Raw genomic sequence first — 15,818 nt, forward strand, 5'->3', positions numbered from 1 at the left:
TGTAAAAGTCTCTCTTTTTTTATGTTTTATGGAGGAATGGCGGTGGATAAGAATAACAGCAAAACGGAAGAGGAGAAAAAGGTTTCGGTAAGTCTGAGGGAAAACGAGGCTTATATAAGGAAACGGTGTGAAAACTGCGGAGATATTGTGATACGTCCTATGCGGCTGGGAAAAGAGCGGAAAGCAGACTGCCTGATGGTTTATCTGGAAGTGGCAACCGCCAATATGATGCTGGAGGATTCGGCACTTGGAAAAATGATCAATCACTTCTGGGAAATTCCTCCGGAACAGATCCGGGAATTTGTGAAGAACAACAGCCTTGGCATTGCATCAGCAGGGAAACTTTCTACAATGCAGGAAGTTTTTGCAGCACTGCTGGCAGGGAATGCGGTGTTTTTCCTGGATGGATTTGATCAGGCAATGAAGATCTCAAGCAGCGGTTATCCTGGTATGGGCGTGTCTGAAACGGAAACGGAAAAGGTACTAAGAGGATCCAAGGAAGGATTTTCTGATAGTGTAAAGATCAATTCTGCACTGGTAAGAAAAAGGCTGCGGGATACCAGAATGAAGGTGGAAGAGCATTATATGGGTGTTCGTTCCAATACCCTGATCCATATGCTTTTTATGGAGGATCTGGTACGGGAAGAGCTTCTGGATGAGATACGGGAGCGGATGGAAGCCTTTCAGGTGGATGGGATCCTGGACAGCGGCATGCTGGAGCAGCTGACAGAAGATTCCTGGATTTCACCATTTCCCCAATATCAGACTACAGAGCGGCCGGATCGGGCGGCACAGGAGATTTTAAACGGAAAAGTAGTACTGCTTTGTGACAATTCCCCTTTTGCTTTAATCTTTCCGGGAACTTTTTCAGGCTTTATGGAAAGCAGCGAGGACTGGTATAACCGGTTTGAGATGGCTTCATTTCTGCGGATCATGCGGTATCTGGCAATGCTGGCCGCCACACTGCTTCCAGGACTTTATCTGGCTGTGATCCGGTTCCATACCCAGGTTCTGCCGGCCAATCTGATCCTGTCTTTTGCACAGGCAAGGGAAGGCGTGCCTTTTTCCAGTGTGGCCGAGCTTTTGTTTCTGGAACTGGGGTTTGAACTGATCCGGGAGGCAGGGGTACACATACCGGGAACACTGGGAAATGCCATGGGGATCGTAGGCGGCCTGATCATAGGATCTGCAGCAGTGGAGGCCAATCTGGTAAGTCCCATCGTGGTAATGATCGTAGCGATTACTGCTCTTGGTTCACTGGCAATTCCAAATGAAGAATTTACGTCTGCTTTTCGGCTTATTAAATATTTTTTCCTGTTTCTTGGCGGCTATCTGGGTATTTACGGGATGGTGCTGGGAATCTACATGGTAATCTCTCATCTGGCAGGGCTTTTAAGCTTTGGATTTCCTTACCTTGGTGCGTTTACCAGGAAGAACAAAGCCCAGGGAGTAGGGGACGGCATTTTCCGGATACCATTTCGGCTTCGCAGGTACAGGCCTGTGTTTGCCAGCAGAAAAGAAAGAATCCGGCTGAAAAGGAGAAAACAGTAATGAGAATAGAAGAAAATAACAGGATTTCTCACAAACAGCTTTATTTCCAGATCCTGCTTACGTTTACATCCCCGTTACTTCTGGGACTTTTTGGAAAAGGAAGACCTGCAGGAATCTGGGGGATCCTGGGTACGGCAGCAGCGGTGATCCTGTTGTTCCTTTATCTGGTATTTCTCATCCGGCTGGCACCTTTTTGCACAAATCTGAAAAAATATGCAGGGACAGGGGGAGGCATTGTGATCGCCTTGTTTTTGTCAGTATATGTGATCTTAACCTGCGGATATCTGCTGCATATGCTTGCAGTGATCGTACCGGAGAGCCTGACAAACCAGATCAGCGGAAAATGGATCGCTTTTCTTGCAGTGCTGGTGTGTGCTATGGGCACCCATAAAGGGATGCAAAGACGGGGGCGCATGGCAGGAGCAAGCGGTGGCCTGTATTTGGCAGCAGTTATTCTTCTTATGGTACTGACCGCATTTCAGGGAAGGAAGGATTATCTTGTACAGATGATAGAGGATTCTGTTGCAGCAGGTCTGGAGTTTAAAGATGGATTTTATATTCAGTTGTGTGCTTTTTCAGGGATCGGGCTTCTGCCTTTTTCCCTGCCTTGCGTGGAAAAGCAGGGCAGCAGCGGAAAAGTCCTGGCCTGTGGGATATTGACTCTGGGCGGGATACTTGTGGGAATGGAGCTGCTTTTGCCCGCTGTTTTTGGATGGAACAGGGTTTTGCAGGAGGAATATCCGGTGCTGCCTCTTTTGGCAGGTGCCAATCTGCCGGGCAATGTGCTGGCGAGATTTGATGTGATCTGGATGGGAATCCTGGTGTTTGGGCTTTTATTTTCTATAGGAAGTCTTCTTCATTACGGTGATCAGATCCTGAAAAATGCCATGCTTGGAACTGGCAGATACTGGCTGGCAGGTGCTGCTTATGCTGTTTCCCTGACGAAAGTAAAGGGGCTTGGTATCGGGCAGATTTTTGAGCCCTATCTGGAGTATGTTTTCCTTCCCGGGCTATTGCTTCTGCAGATATTCCTGATGGTGCGGAACCGAGGAAAATGGAAGAAAAAAGGTCTGGCAGCTGCGGGAATGGTTTTGAGTATGTGCTTATTTGCAGGGGGATGCGGAGGTGTTGAGCCTGAAAAAAGAATTTATCCGTTGGCATTAGGCGTAGATCTGGATGAAAAAAAGAATTATGTTTTCACATATGGAATGCCGGATATGATGCGGGCTACCGGGCAGGATAAGGCAGGAGAGGAAGGCGTGGGCAGTCTGACTGTTTCAGGCAGCAGCTTTTCTGAAATAGAGCAGGTCTATCGTAGGTCACAGGGAAAATATCTGGATCTGGGACATCTGCAGATCCTGGTGCTTGGTAATTCCATGCTGGAAAGGGAAAACTGGAGGCACCTGGCAGATTATCTGCGGCAGGAGCTTTATGTAGGGGAAAATATTTACGTATTTCAGGCAGAAAGCGGCCAGAAGGCTGTAAGCTGGAGATCCGGTACAGAAAGCTCTCTCGGAGAATGGGTACAGGGGATCATGGAAAATAACCAGTGGGACAGAAGACCTGATGGGATCACTTTGCGGGACATTTATTATGATTTTTATACAGGAAAAGAACTACAGAAGCTGCCCGTGATCCGTGTGGAAGGAGAGCAGATCCATGTGGATTTTCCAGGGCAGAATAAACAGGAAAAAACAGGGAATACTTAAGGGAAAGAAACAGGAGGTACAAAAGGTGAGAAAGTGGTTAAGGAGAAAAAGCACCCGGCTGTGTCTTTCCCTGCTGTCAGGTCTTCTGGCAGTGGGATTTACAGGAAATACAGCGGATATGGGAAATACACAAAAGCCTCACAGTATAGTGGCATGGTGGGGGCTTTTGTACCCTGATTTTTGCAGGATTCCGGCGGAAGAATGGAAAGAGGAGCAGGATGTGGAGGATACACAGCCTAAATATGTCTTTTGGATTGTGGAATTTATAAAGAATCTGTAAGTGCAAAGCACGGAACAATCCGTGTAATCATGATTTTGGTGTTTTAACACCAAAATCATAAGTATACCAGGGGAAGGCATGTGGGTTTTTGTGAAATTTTGCGACTTTTGTGTTGGGGGTTATGGAGTTTTATAGAGTTTATATGGGATTTTATTACTTTTTATGTTGTGGTTTATGGAATTTATATAGGGTTTTATGATGGATTTTATTGACATATATTTATCTTTTCAATACAATTAAAATAATAATAATCACAAGAGGGAGAGGAACAACATGAAAAATCGTTTGATATCACGAGTATGTTCCGTGCTTTTAACGGCTGCAATGCTGGTGACTTCTGCACCTGCATCTGTATTTGCAGAAAGCATAGGAGAAGAGAGTGTTTTCACAGATGTGGAAGCAGAAAATGACTTTGCAGAACCGGAAGTAGAGGATGCACAGGATCTGGAAAGCGAAGTTGTTGAGGATGTGGCAGAGGAGCCGGAAGCAGAGGCAGATCAGCTCTCTGATTTTTCAGATGGAGCCACTGTCCAGGGGACAGATCCTGTCCTGGCTGATGGTCAGGTGGACGCAGACCAGGTAGCATCTGTGTCTATAGATATGCTTCATGCACAGACTGAATTTTATGAACATCTTACTGATCCATGCAGGATCGTAGGTGCGGTGCTGCATATTACTTACGGGGATGGTTTTACAACAACGCTCACATTTAACCAGTACAGCTCTACAGTTGAAGATAATGATAAGGGATATCAGTGGACCTATACTTATGAAAAAGATGGACAGCCGGTGAGTGGTATGTTGGCTGCAGGTACATATGACCTGGTTCTTACAGGCAAAGATATCCGTGGGAAGGGAAGACCGGATGTTACAGTGAAAGAGGGGATCTGTCCCATTACCATAAAGGCCAGAAGTGAAGCACCAAAGCTTACTGTGGGTGATGAGAATCATGATATTGCAAGTCCGGCAGACGGAAGGGATTCCTGGTATCAGATCACAGCTCCCCAAACAGGTATTTATGTTTTTGAACCAGTGGGGGATTATGTAGATGTGATAGAGGAGAATGGTGACAGTCTTACCGGAGTTGACCGGCTGTTTACACACCCTCATGAATTTACCAGCGTTGCTTATCCGATGACAGCGGGGAAAATATATTATGTGAACTTTAGAGGTAACATTAGTATTTATGATGATGACGGGTATCATGCATCAAATACGGCTTCCCAGATGAAAATCTATCAGATTCCGGGGATTTCTGCTGTTGAAGTAGATGATACAAATGTGCAGAAGGACTTTGTGGCGAATCAGGATGCGGTCTCTTTCGGGGGTGCAAAGGTACATATAAATTATGATAACGGAACATCTTATGACCTTGAGTATAATGGCGGCAGTGTGTATGACGAATATGGAAATAATTTTTCAGAGTATATCATAACAAATGATGGTATGTCTAGAGGCGAAGTTGAGCTGGAAGCAGGAGAATACAAAATATACTTTACCTGTAACGACCAGAATGTGGGCCAGAAGAATGGATATGATATCCGGGTGATCCCATTAAAGGAAGTACGTACTTTGCAGTCCGGTTCCAATGCAGATATAGAGGGCTGTTCAGGAAGGAACTACTGGTATCAGTTTACTCCTGGAAAAGACGGTACATACAAAATATATCCTATGTCCATCAACAGCTGGGTTTATCCGGAAAAAGAGGATTCTTCCAGTTATGCGAACAGTGATGCACTGAGCGCTGTTTCAGAGGATGATAATAAGGATACCGGGCTTGGACGGACTTATGAGCTGAAAGCAGGAACTACTTATTATTTGAAATTTTCTGACCATCTGTACACAGGTATTGATGAGAATGGGTATCCTAAATATGCAAATAAGGCAGACCTGCAGATTAAACTGGTTCCCCATGTGCAGTCTGCAAGCACCAATCTGGTGCGCACAGAATTTACGGAGGGCTGGTCTAGTACCTGGCAGCCCGGAGGCTTCCTTCATCTTATATTCAGTGACGGAGCTACACAGGATGTACAGTTTGAGGAAGGGGTAAAGGATTCCTATGGCAATACATACAGACAGTATTATCGGGATGCTTCAGGCACAGAGCATCCATTAGGTAATTTCCTGTCTGGCGGAACCTATCAGCTGGTAATAAAATGCAACGAAAAGCCGGTGCCCCTAGACAAAGAATATACTATTCATGTAAGTGCACTGGATGAGCTGACAGAGCTTCATGAAGGAGTAAATAAAGAAGTAAAATATAATAAGACCAGCGGTAACAATCAGGAATGTGTATGGTATCGTTTTACAACAAAGGATGCAGGAAATTATGTGATCCATGGCAGCAAAGAGGTTTCTTCTGTAGTCCGTGAAGATTATGGAAATGATTACACGGATCTTGCCTGGGGAAAAACCGATGATGGAGATCAGGTTTATACCCTTGAAGGAAATAAAACCTATTACATAGGCCTGGGATATGACTGGATGGATGTGACCGAGACAGTATGTGATCTTACCATCACGAAGAAAGAGGATGCACCGGCGATTCAGTCTGCTAGCCTGGAGTTTGGCGAAATGAACTATACAGAGCGACTGGACGATGTGTATTTGAGTGGTACATTCACGGTTCATTATGAAAATGATGTTGAGAAAGAATTTACTTTTGATGGTTGGAATAAGAAGGAAGCAGTTGACGAAGATTATGGATATGTTTATACCTATAAGCTGCAAAGATGTGATGTGGAAGATGGCATAGAAGTGGCACCTGGGAACAGCCTGGGGGCAGGAACCTATAAGATCCTTATAAGCTGCAATGGAAAGCAGATCACAACCATGGATCAGACATACACCTTCCAGGTGAAAGCAGTTTCACAGCTTGCAGAGCTTAAGGTAGGGATCAATAATGGAGTGAACAGCCCTGCAGGTAAATATTGCTGGTACAGATTTACAGCACCGGCATCCGGGAAATTCAAACTTGGGATTAATACAGAAGATGAGGATGCTAAAATGGGCACAGTAAGTGTCTTCCGGTTTCTGGATGACATTGAGGATCTGCTCGCTCCGGAAATGAATGCAGAAGGGTATAAAACCTACGATCTGGTGCAGGGTACAACCTATTATGTTGGCTTTAGCGGCAGGGTATTTCTTGGTTATGACGATGAAAGCGATGAGATGTATACCAATGTTTTCAATCTGAAGATCACATACCTGAAAGAAGTGAAAAAGGCTTCTATAGAGTGGAAACTGGAAAACAAGATAGCTGAGTATATAGATATGTTCTATCTGTTTGGTATCTTACATGTTACATATCAGGATGGCACAACAGAGGATGTAGAGATCCGCACCAATGAGGATAATCAGGATATATCAGGCAACAGCTATGATCTGTGGCCGCAGAAAGTCAGTGTGGATACAGATTCTTCCGCACACTATCCTGCAGGAACTTATAAAGCAGTGATTTATGTCAATACCTTTGATCAGCTGACCATCGAAAATGAAGAAGACTGCATGATCCAGGTATTGCCTGTAGATCAGATGGTTCTTGGCACTTTAAAAATGGGCACCAACGAAAATATAAAAAATCCATTACAGTATCGTAATGCCTGGTATACTTTCACACCGGATCACACAGGTGCGTATGTGTTTGATCCGGCACTGCGGCCGGTTATCTATGCTATGGAAGGCAAAAAGCCTGTAGCTCAGCGGGAAATAGTGAACACTTCCGATTGTACTGTAAGATATAACCTGACAGAGGGGATCACCTATTATGTTGGGTTTAACGGGGGATTTGTTGTAGGAATTGATCCGGATGACCAGCATTTGATCTGCACAGATATTGGAACTGTCAACATTCATGAATATCAGTCAGAAGACCAAATAGGGGATAAGATGGATGAAATCGACAGTACGCTGGAAGAAATTCTGGAAAACATTGATGAAGATACAGAGGAATTAACAGAAGAGCAGAAGGAACGCATCAATGATTCTGTAAAAGACCTCATTTCTATTGACAATGAAGAACTGGCTTCCAGAGGCAACTTGAATAATGTTCTTCCAATATCAGAGAAGCTGGCAATAATGGCCAATGAGAATGTTACAGATACCCTTACAGATGTAACAGATAAGGTAGGCAAGATCCAGGTTACAGGAGCAGCGCTTACTGCTTTGGATGCTGCGTCTGCCGGAACCAGCCAGGATCAGGTACTGGCAGCCAAGCTGACAGTAAAGGAATCAGGTAATACTTACGGTTATACACCGGGTAACAGTCTGGTACTTAGTATTAAGCTGTCTGTAGTGGATACAAAAAATAATAACCAGGTAGTGGAAGGAAAAGAAAACATCCAGCCATCTGCACCAATCCGTGTAACAATGCCGATCCCGGATGGAATGGATCCAGATAATATGAAGCTGATCCACGTACGGGGGGATGGAACAAGGGAAGAACTGCCATTTGATTATAAGGAAGAGGACATGACCGTTACTTTCCTTATCAGTTCTCTTAGTGATTATATCTTTACTGAAGAAAATCAGGACAGTGATATTTGTACAGCTCATGTGCCAAATGAAAACGGATGGGTTACTGTAAAGGAGCCAACTTGTAAAGAGACAGGTCTGAAAAAGACTACATGTATTAAGTGTAACACACCGGTAGAGGCAGTGATCCCTGCAACCGGAAACCACAGCTATACAGTGGAAATCGGAGGCAAGGCTGCTACCTGCAGTGAGAATGGATACAAGGTTCTTAAGTGTGCAACCTGTGCTGAAACGACCCAGACAGTGATTCCTGCAACAGGTAACCATCAGGCAGGAGAATGGACAGTGGTTCAGGAGGCAACTGCTCTTGTGGCAGGAAAGAAGGTACAGAAATGTACGGTATGCCAGAAAGAACTGAACGTACAGGAAATTCCTGCACTGCCGGCAACACTTACCATGTCTGTTGGGGCAAAGAAAACGGTTCCTCTGAAGGTAAAACAGTCTTATACTGTGAAGGTAAGTGGTCTGGCAAAGGGCGACAGTGTTGACCGTTTTGTTAGCAGCAAACCAAAGGTTGCAGCAGTAAGTAATAAAGGGAAGATCACAGGCAAGGCAGCCGGTACTGCAGTGATCACAGTGAAACTGAAAAGCGGATATTCTGTATGGTTCAAGGTAAAGGTACAGAAAAAGGCAGTAAAGACTACTGCTTTGACAGTTACCAATGCTGCTACAGGCAAGAAGGTTGCAAAGAGCGTAAAGCTTGGAAGGAACAAGAAGTTGAAGCTGCAGGCAACAGTTGCACCTGTGACAAGTCTTCAGAAGGCAACATATACTTCCTCCAACAAGAAGGTTGCCCAGGCTGCTAAAAATGGAGTGATCACAGGTAAAAAGGCCGGTACTGCAGTGATCACAGTAAAATCAGGGAAGAAAACCTGTAAGATCAAAGTAACCGTTAAATAAGGAGCAGGGTCTTTCCGTTTACATGGGCAGGATCTTTCTGGTTCATACTCAAGGGCAGCCTGTCTTGCACTTGGGCTGATTTGGTGGTAAAATGATTCAACAATCCTAAGATGCAGGGGACAGATTCTGCCCTGAATCCATGAGAACGGAGAATTAATAATGAAGATAGATAGAGATGCCCCTGTTGGAGTATTTGATTCCGGGATAGGCGGGTTGACTGTGGCAAGAGAGATCATGCGTAATCTTCCTTCGGAGAAAATCGTATATTTTGGTGATACAGCCAGAGTTCCATATGGAAGTAAATCAAAGGAGACGATCGTCAGATATTCCAGGCAGATCATCCATTTCCTAAAGGAACAGCAGGTAAAGGCTATTGTCATAGCCTGCAATACAGCCAGTGCCTTTGCACTGGATACTGTAAAGGCAGAGCAGGATATTCCGGTGATTGGAGTGATCGAGGCCGGTGCAAAGGTAGCTGCTTCAGTGACCAGGAATCACCGCATTGGTGTAATCGGCACAGAAGGTACCATTGGCAGTGGGATCCATGCAAAATATCTGAAAAAGCTGGATCCGAAGATCACAGTGATCGGCCGGCCCTGCCCGTTGTTTGTACCTTTAGCAGAAGAAGGGTGGACCCATGATCCTGTAACCACCCAGGTAGCCGAAAGGTATCTGGAGGATCTGAAAAAAGAGAACATTGATACACTGATCCTTGGCTGTACCCATTATCCATTGCTGAGATCCACCATCGCACAGGTGATGGGAGATGGTGTACGCCTTGTGAATCCTGCCTATGAGACAGCGTTGGAGCTGGGAAGGCTTTTGAAAGAAAAAGATATGCTCAGTGCAGGAACAATCCAGGAGGATTTTCCTTATAGATTTTTCGTCAGCGATCTGGCAGACAAATTTACAGGATTTGCAAATTCCATCCTGCCCTATGATGTGTCTATGACAAAGAAGATCGACATAGAGAAATACTAAAAGGACTGGCATAAGAACAGGAACATAACAAAAACAGAGAATTATAACACAGGAGCAGGATGCATATCCAAAAGGCCGGCTCCGGCAGGATTGCAGAGGTGCGCAGGAGAAGTATGTCATGCAATTGCATGACGCGCACCTCGCAGCAAGAATGCCGAGGCATTCTTGAACAGAAAAGGAAATGAACATAACATGGAAAAACAGGTGCTGGTGCATGTAAGCGGATTGCATATGATGGAAGGAGATGGACAGGAGGAACCGGTAGAGATCGTGGTTCCGGGGGAACACTATTTCCGCAATGGCAGCCATTATGTGCGATATGAAGAAATGTTGGATGACAGCAATAAACCAACAGTAAATTATATCAAGATCTCCCCTAAGGGGATGGAGGTGCGTAAGAAAGGCCTGGTGAATACCCATATGGTCTTTGAACAGGGAAAGAAGAATGTGGCCTTTTATACCACACCCTTTGGCACTCTGCAGATGGGGATCGCTGCTACGAATCTGGAATTTAAAGAAAAAGAAGGATGCCTGGATATGAAAGTGGACTATGCCCTGGAAATGAATGAGGGTTATGTGGCGGACTGCTGTCTTTCTATTCTGGTAGAAGAAAAGAACGATCATTTTGCTTTATAGAAGATATTGAAGATCCGGGTAATCCGGATCCAAAAAAAAACCTGTATATACAGCCTGGGAAGCAGGTCTGTGTATACAGGTTTTTGTATACGGCTTTAGCTTGTTCAAAATGTCTACGCAGCGTGTAGACATTTCGTATAGTGCCGAAATACGGCTTATTTCTTTTTCTTGTTTTTCTTGTCGGTTGTATTGGTATTAGCTGCAGCAGTTTTGGTATTTTTTGCGGATTTGCCGGACTGCTTTGGCTGTGACTGGACTTCCGGAGCTTTGTCTTTTTTGAAGCGGGCAAAAAAGCCTTTTTTCTTCTTGACTGGAGCCTCCAGAGTACCATGGATACCCTTAACACCTACAATATATAATCCGCTGACTTCTGCCTTGATCTCTTTCTTTACTGGGATCAGGTCAAAAACCTTCTCATCTGCGATCAGGATAGAAATCTTCGGGCCGACTTTTGCTTTTACGATCGGCAGTTTGGAACGGCGCAGAAGCTTTGGAGTCTGGTCAATGACCATCTGTGGAAGACCGGACTGCTTCAGCGGCAACCGTTTTTTGTCGATGACCAACATGGAAACCGTCTGTTTGGAAGCTTCGATCTGTGCCTGCTGCTCCTCTTGCTTCTTCTGGGTCTTTTTTCCGAAAAAATACAAGCCGATCAACAAGCCTACCAGAACAACCAGAATGACAAGAAGGACGATAGTTACTGTACTCATATACGCATCCTCCTGTGTGTAATTTGTAATAATATTCACGCAGAGTTTATTTTAACATTGTTTGAGGTAAAACGCAATTATTAAAATAAAATTAAAACGGAATAGGAATGTAGAATTTAGGAGAATAAACGGTTATAATAAAAAATACGATATTGGGAATCATACAGATAAGAAAAACTTTTTGGACGGATGCTTTTGTATCGTCCATGAAGAAAAAGGAGTATATTGAATGAGGGAGATGAAGCCGGAACAGGAGGACAGCAGGGAGATTAAGGACGAACTGCAGCTTCCTGAAGAAGAGAAGCCAGGATTCTGGGGAGACAGTTTGGCTGATTCCGGGGAAACGGATACAGATGAGAAGGCTGAAGCGGCTTATTATGAAGCACGCAGACAGGAACGGCATGAGCGGATCCTGCTTCGCAGAAAGAGAAGAAAGCGGAACAGGATTCTTGGATTGGTTCTTGCTATATTGGTACTGTTTACCTGCGGAGGGATTCTATTCCGTAAGGATATCGGGAAGCAGTTTGGCAGGATCCGGACGGCTGTGACAAATGGAATTAAGACGACTGGTAATAAGAACAGCACAGATAATAAGAAAGATATTGATGTGGCGGCAGTGACAGGAATCACACCAACGCCGGAGGTGACAGAAGAAGCTACACCAACGCCGGAGGTGACAGAAGAAGCTACACCTACACCGGAGGTGACAGAAGAAGCTACACCTACACCGGAGGTGACAGAGGGAGCTACACCTACACCGGAGGTGACAGAGGAAGCTACGCCTACACCAGAGGTGACAGAAGAGCTTACACCAATCCCGGATCCGGCGGCAGCTGCAGAGGCAGAGCGAATCCAGCAGGTATTGGCTCAGGCAGAGAACTGTGCAGTTCAGTATGACTATGACCAGGCGATCAGTCTTCTTCAGAATGATGCTGCTTACGGAAGCAGCCCTGATATGCAGCAGGCTGCTGCAGGTTATCAGCAGATAAAGGATGCCTGTGTGGCATGGAGCCCTGAGCAGGTAACACATATCTTTTATCATTCTTTGATCGTAGATCCATCAAAGGCATTTGATGGAGATTACAAACAGGGCGGTTACGACCAGGTCATGACTACTATGAGTGAGTTTAACCAGATCACCCAGACCATGTATGACAAAGGTTATGTGATGGTGAGCATTTATGACCTTGCCCAGATGGATGAGAATGGTGTGATGCAGGGAAAAGAGGTGCATTTGCCGGAAGGGAAAATCCCGTTTGTGCTTTCACAGGATGATGTGTGTTATTATCATTCGCAGGATGGAGACGGGATCGCTACAAAACTGGTAGTAGATGGAGATGGCAGGGTTCGGAATGAATACGTGGAGGATGACGGGAGTATCTCTGTGGGGGATTATGATGTGGTTCCTCTGATCGACCGTTTTGTTGAAGCGCATCCGGATTTTTCCTATCATGGAGCCAAAGGCATTGTTGCACTTACTGGATATAACGGGATCCTTGGATACCGTACAGATATCAGTTATCAGACCAGACCGGATGATCTGAATGATGATAAGAAAGCCTGGTTGGATGCACATCCGGATTTTAATCTGGATACAGAGCGTGCAGGAGCAAAGGCAGTGGCAGATGCTATGAAAGCTGAGGGTTGGATTTTTGCCAGTCATACCTGGGGACATAAGAATATGTCCAGTGTATCCATGGAACGGCTTGTGACAGATACGCAGAATTTTAAGGAGAATGTGGATCCGCTGATTGGCGGTACAGATATTATTATCTTTGCATTTGGCGCAGATATTAATGATGGCGGCGATTATACTGGAGATGAGAAGTTTGAATATCTGAAGTCACAGGGTTATAACTATTACTGTAATGTGGACTCTAGCAGATATTTTGTACAGATCAGAGACGGTTATTTCCGTATGGGCCGCAGGAATGTGGATGGGTACAGGATGTACTACAATCCGGAGATGCTGTCAGATCTGTTTGATGCATCTGCTGTGTTTGATCCTTCAAGACCCACGCCGGTACCACCTATGGGCTGATGCCGGGGGATCATTATAAAGATGGCATAAACAGGAGAAAGGAAGACAGAAAATGAAACGAAAAACATGTGTGGCAGTACTTGCCATGTGTCTGATATTGGCGGCTGGCTGCGAAAACAATGGAAGCGGTAACGCAGACAGGACAAAGACAGAGGACACAAAGACCGATACAACACAGGATACAGATATGAACAAGAGCAGCCAGGACTCAGACACCCGTCTGGTCTCTGTAGATGATATAGATAAATATATTACACTGGGTGAATATAAGGGAATCGTCCTGACGAAAAGTAATGTGCAGGTTACAGAGGAAGATGTGGACAACCGTGTTACAGAGAATCTGAAGGACAATATGAAGGAAGTTACCCAGAAGGGAGCGACTGTCCAGGATGGAGATGCAGTTACCATTAATTTTGTAGGCAAGAAAGACGGAGTGGCTTTTGAAGGCGGATCAGGGAACAATTATGATCTGACCATCGGAGACGGCACCATGATCCCAGGCTTTGAAGAAGGTATTATCGGTATGAAGAAAGGTGACACCAAGGATGTTGAAGTTACATTTCCGGAGAACTACAGACAGACAGATCTGGCAGGGCAGGATGCTGTATTCCAGATCACTTTGCAGAGCTTTCGGAGAGCACCTGAGTTTACAGATGAGTGGGTGACTGATAATACCGATTATGCCAATATGGAAGAATACAAGGCAGGGGTGCGTACCCAGCTGGAAGCAGAGGCTGTAACAAATGCGGATCAGGCTTTGAAGACTCAGGCATGGTCACAGGTATTTTCCGATTCTGAGGTTAAGGAATACCCGCAAGCGGATATGGATGAGGCTTCTGCAGAGTACAAACGTCTGGTACAGAAGTATGCAGATCAGGCAGGGATGAAGCTGGAAGAGTTTGTAGAGTCTCAGGGACTGACTACCGAAGATTTTGACAGCCAGTGTCAGTATTATGCACAGCAGAAGGTAAAACAGAATCTGATCGTCCAGAAGATTATGGATGCCGAGGGCATTGCATTGGATGATGAGGAATGTCTGGCTATTCAGGATCAGATCCTGCAGCAGTCAGGTGCAGGAGATATGGCTGTATTGATTGATACTTACGGACAGGCAGCAGTGGATGAGACGATTGGACTGCTGCGTATCGAAGATTTCCTGGTAGCCAATGCCAATGTGGAGCAGACAGAAGCAACTACGGATGCAGAAGCAACAGGTGCAGATACGGCAAATACGGAGACAACAGATGCAGAAGCAACAGGTGCAGATACAGTAAATACAGACACAGCAGATACAAATGCAACAGGTGCAGACAGTACGGAGGCTCAGTGATGATCATTCAGGGCGGGATGGTGTTCAAGGAAGACGGAAGCTTCCGCAGACAGGAACTGTATATTGAAGGACACAGGATCGTATCCGGCCAGGAGCAGCTGACGGACTGCACTGTAATTGATGCGGAGGGATTGCTTGTTCTGCCGGGACTGATAGATATCCATACCCATGGAGCCTGCGGACATGATTATTGTGACGGAGATATGGAGGGACTGAAGGCTATCCTGAGATATGAAAGGCAGCACGGGATCACATCCTGCTGTCCAACCTCTATGACATTGCCGGAGAATAGTCTGAAGGACATTTTCAGCAATATCCGCAGTCTGGGAGAATATCGGGAAGGGGCAACCGTTCAGGGGATTAATATGGAGGGGCCTTTTCTTGATCCTGTCAGGAAGGGGGCACATAAGGAAAGCTGCATCCTAAAGCCGGATCCAGAACTGTTTGGCAGGCTGAATGGGTATTCCGGCGGACGGATCCGTATTATGACCCTTGCACCCAATGCAGAAGGGGCAATGGAGTTTATCCGGGAATTTCATGATCAGGTATGTATTTCCCTTGGACATACATCAGCAGATTATGATACAGCCAGGACAGCCATGCAACAGGGAGCACATCATGTGACCCATCTGTTTAATGCTATGGAGCCTTTGGGGCACAGGGCACCCGGGCTGATCGGCGCAGCCTTTGACGACCCTGAATGTATGGCAGAGCTTATCTGTGACGGGATACATGTACATCCCTCAGTAGTGAGAGCAGCATTTCATATGTTTGGACCTGAGAGGATGATCCTGATCAGCGATTCCATGATGGCAACCGGAATGGAAGACGGTATTTATCATCTGGGTGGCCAGTTGGTACAGGTACAGAATAAAAAGGCGCTTTTGCAGGATGGCACGATTGCCGGCTCTGCGACAGATCTTTTTGACTGTATGAAGAAGGCAGTATCTTTTGGGATTCCGCTGGAGGACGCTGTTTTTGCAGCAACCAGGAATCCGGCAAAGAGTATAGGGATCTATCACAGAACCGGATCAGTAACAATTGGAAAGGAAGCAGATCTTCTTCTGGTAACACCGGAATTGGATCTTATTCAGGTAATATGAATATAGAAGTGGGATGTTAATCCTGCCATATTCGAATAATTATA

At 45.4% G+C, this 15,818-nt stretch carries 10 protein-coding genes; 9 read left to right on the forward strand and 1 reads right to left on the reverse strand.

The window, feature by feature from the left end; genetic code table 11:
• Positions 1-42: 42 nt before the first annotated feature.
• The 6 genes from G5B11_RS02820 to G5B11_RS02845 all read left to right on the forward strand — a co-directional run bounded on the left by G5B11_RS02820 (position 43) and on the right by G5B11_RS02845 (position 10,590).
• The gene (locus tag G5B11_RS02820) at positions 43-1,551 is read left to right on the forward strand and encodes a spore germination protein (RefSeq protein WP_262582795.1); all 1,509 of its coding nucleotides are present in this window, start codon (positions 43-45) and stop codon (positions 1,549-1,551) included.
• On the forward strand, positions 1,551-3,260 hold the full coding sequence (locus G5B11_RS02825) for a GerAB/ArcD/ProY family transporter (protein WP_173726809.1): 1,710 nt from the start codon (positions 1,551-1,553) through the stop codon (positions 3,258-3,260). Before G5B11_RS02820 ends, G5B11_RS02825 begins: the two co-directional genes overlap by 1 nt.
• 25 nt (positions 3,261-3,285) lie before the next feature.
• A complete protein-coding gene (locus tag G5B11_RS02830) occupies positions 3,286-3,540 on the forward strand; it encodes a hypothetical protein (RefSeq protein WP_173726810.1) in 255 nt (84 codons plus the stop codon).
• A 273-nt stretch (positions 3,541-3,813) separates the two neighbouring features.
• Positions 3,814-8,973 carry a hypothetical protein gene (locus G5B11_RS02835; protein ID WP_173726811.1) on the forward strand — a complete coding sequence of 1,720 codons (5,160 nt, stop codon included), beginning with the start codon at positions 3,814-3,816 and terminating at the stop codon, positions 8,971-8,973.
• Between the two features lie 159 nt (positions 8,974-9,132).
• Positions 9,133-9,954, forward strand: coding sequence for a glutamate racemase (murI, locus tag G5B11_RS02840; protein ID WP_158420879.1), 822 nt, complete (start codon positions 9,133-9,135; stop codon positions 9,952-9,954).
• A gap of 192 nt (positions 9,955-10,146) precedes the next feature.
• Positions 10,147-10,590, forward strand: coding sequence for a DUF1934 domain-containing protein (locus tag G5B11_RS02845; RefSeq protein ID WP_158420887.1), 444 nt, complete (start codon positions 10,147-10,149; stop codon positions 10,588-10,590).
• 155 nt (positions 10,591-10,745) lie between these two features.
• On the opposite strand, the gene G5B11_RS02850 is transcribed toward G5B11_RS02845, so the two are convergent.
• Complete coding sequence (locus tag G5B11_RS02850) at positions 10,746-11,300, reverse strand: hypothetical protein (RefSeq protein WP_158420878.1); 555 nt, start codon at positions 11,298-11,300, stop codon at positions 10,746-10,748.
• Positions 11,301-11,529: 229 nt separating this feature from the next.
• Between G5B11_RS02850 and G5B11_RS02855 the strand changes: the two genes are divergently transcribed.
• From G5B11_RS02855 to nagA, 3 genes are read left to right on the forward strand one after another with little or no spacing between them, the layout of a single operon-like run.
• On the forward strand, positions 11,530-13,341 hold the full coding sequence (locus tag G5B11_RS02855) for a polysaccharide deacetylase family protein (protein WP_244092894.1): 1,812 nt from the start codon (positions 11,530-11,532) through the stop codon (positions 13,339-13,341).
• A gap of 52 nt (positions 13,342-13,393) precedes the next feature.
• On the forward strand, positions 13,394-14,671 hold the full coding sequence (tig, locus tag G5B11_RS02860; protein ID WP_173726812.1) for a trigger factor: 1,278 nt from the start codon (positions 13,394-13,396) through the stop codon (positions 14,669-14,671).
• Positions 14,671-15,774: an N-acetylglucosamine-6-phosphate deacetylase gene (gene nagA, locus G5B11_RS02865; protein ID WP_173726813.1), complete on the forward strand. Its 1,104-nt coding sequence runs from the start codon at positions 14,671-14,673 to the stop codon at positions 15,772-15,774. Before tig ends, nagA begins: the two co-directional genes overlap by 1 nt.
• Positions 15,775-15,818: the final 44 nt, after the last annotated feature.

The sequence above is a fragment of the Blautia glucerasea genome (assembly GCF_013304385.1).
Taxonomy (GTDB): Bacteria; Bacillota; Clostridia; order Lachnospirales; family Lachnospiraceae; genus Blautia_A; species Blautia_A ammoniilytica.

Bases quoted from the DNA above. Each gene is read 5' to 3' on its own strand.
- G5B11_RS02845 (WP_158420887.1), top strand. From the start codon at position 10,147: ATGGAAAAACAGGTGCTGGTGCATGTAAGCGGATTGCATATGATGGAA.
- G5B11_RS02825 (WP_173726809.1), top strand. From the start codon at position 1,551: ATGAGAATAGAAGAAAATAACAGGATTTCTCACAAACAGCTTTATTTC.
- G5B11_RS02855 (WP_244092894.1), top strand. From the start codon at position 11,530: ATGAGGGAGATGAAGCCGGAACAGGAGGACAGCAGGGAGATTAAGGAC.
- tig (WP_173726812.1), top strand. From the start codon at position 13,394: ATGAAACGAAAAACATGTGTGGCAGTACTTGCCATGTGTCTGATATTG.
- G5B11_RS02835 (WP_173726811.1), top strand. From the start codon at position 3,814: ATGAAAAATCGTTTGATATCACGAGTATGTTCCGTGCTTTTAACGGCT.
- murI (WP_158420879.1), top strand. From the start codon at position 9,133: ATGAAGATAGATAGAGATGCCCCTGTTGGAGTATTTGATTCCGGGATA.
- G5B11_RS02850 (WP_158420878.1), bottom strand. From the start codon at position 11,300: ATGAGTACAGTAACTATCGTCCTTCTTGTCATTCTGGTTGTTCTGGTA.
- nagA (WP_173726813.1), top strand. From the start codon at position 14,671: ATGATCATTCAGGGCGGGATGGTGTTCAAGGAAGACGGAAGCTTCCGC.